The sequence below is a fragment of the Saccharomonospora iraqiensis subsp. iraqiensis genome (assembly GCF_000430445.1).
GTDB classification, from domain to species: Bacteria; Actinomycetota; Actinomycetes; order Mycobacteriales; family Pseudonocardiaceae; genus Saccharomonospora; species Saccharomonospora iraqiensis.
In genome coordinates this window covers 1-1253 of sequence record NZ_KE387091.1, presented here as the reverse complement: position 1 = coordinate 1253, position 1253 = coordinate 1, and the positions used below count along the sequence as shown (strand labels likewise).

At 71.0% G+C, this 1253-nt stretch carries 2 protein-coding genes; one reads left to right on the top strand and one right to left on the bottom strand.

What is annotated here, in order from left to right; translation table 11 throughout:
- Window positions 1-40 precede the first annotated feature (40 nt).
- On the bottom strand, window positions 41-598 hold the full coding sequence (locus ACTIR_RS0112850; protein WP_026454593.1) for a peptidylprolyl isomerase: 558 nt from the start codon (window positions 596-598) through the stop codon (window positions 41-43).
- 90 nt (window positions 599-688) lie between these two features.
- On the opposite strand from ACTIR_RS0112850, the gene ACTIR_RS0112845 reads away from it, so the two are divergent.
- On the top strand, window positions 689-1253 hold a 565-nt coding region (locus ACTIR_RS0112845), incomplete at its 3' end, for a hypothetical protein (RefSeq protein WP_034239835.1).

Here is a 1253-nt window from a genome sequence, read left to right as displayed (position 1 = left end):
CCGCGGAGGGTGCGGGCGTCGGCCGCGCGTCGGTCGTCCGTCAGCCGTGCTCGACGGTGACCCGCTCGATCACGATGTCCTCGAGCGGCTTGTCGGCCGGGCCCGTGGCGGCCTGGGCGATCGTGTCCACGACGTCGCGCGAGGCCTGGTCGGCGACCTCGCCGAAGATGGTGTGCTTGAAGTTCAGGTGCGGCGTCGGCGCGACCGTGATGAAGAACTGCGAGCCGTTCGTCCCCGGACCCGCGTTGGCCATCGCCAGCAGGTACGGACGGTTGAACTGCAGCTCGGGGTGGAACTCGTCGTCGAACTTGTACCCCGGGCCCCCGCGCCCCGTCCCGGTCGGGTCGCCGGCCTGCACCATGAAGCCCGCGATGATCCGGTGGAAGATGCTGCCGTCGTAGAACGGGCCCGACTTCTCACCCTTGGCGTTCGGCTGGGTGTACTCCTTCGTACCTTCGGCCAATCCGGTGAAGTTCGCGACCGTCTTGGGCGCGTGATCAGGGAAAAGGTCCAGATGAATGTCGCCTTGGCTGGTGTGGAGGGTCGCCTTCGTCCTCGACCCGCCGGGGGATCCGTTGCTCTCAGTCACGCACTTCATCGTGCCATCCCACAGCGCCGTCGGCGGAGAAGGGGCAGGATGGAACCAGGTGCGCAAGAGCAGGACCGACGGATTGATGAGGTGAAGGCGATGGGTCGAACCGCGGAGACCACGAGCGCGTCCGGCAGGAACGGTTCCCGCGCGCTCCGGGCCCGTGCGCGGGAGATGGGGCGGGCGAGCGCCGACGTGGCCACGCAGGCCGCCCAGGTCGCCGAGCAGCGGCTGACCGAGAGCACCGAGGTCGCGCGCAAGGAGTTCGGCCGCAGGGCCGCACGGGCACGCCGGGACGTGGCCCGGAACGCGGAGTACGCCCGCAGGCTCGCCGAGCACCGCGAGGAACTGCGCGTGCCGGGGCGGAAGGCGAAGAAGGCCGCCATCAAGGCGGCGAAGTCGGCGGGGCAGTCCAAGCGCCGGGCCAAGCGCGACTTCAAACAGGCGAAGAAGGAACTCGCCGCGGCCGTGGCCGAGGCGAGGAAGGTGGCGAACGACGGCGGTCGTAAGCGGAGGAAGGTGTGGCCCTGGCTGCTCGGGCTGGGAACCCTCGCGGCCGCGGTCGCCTACGCCCTGCGTCCGCAGCCGGAAGAGCCGATCGCGCCGGCCCCGCCACGCAGCACCGACACCGGGCCCGCGCCGAACACGCCACCGGCCGGGGCGG

Excerpts from the sequence above, each read along its gene's own strand:
- ACTIR_RS0112850 (WP_026454593.1), bottom strand. The coding sequence starts at position 598 with ATGAAGTGCGTGACTGAGAGCAACGGATCCCCCGGCGGGTCGAGGACG.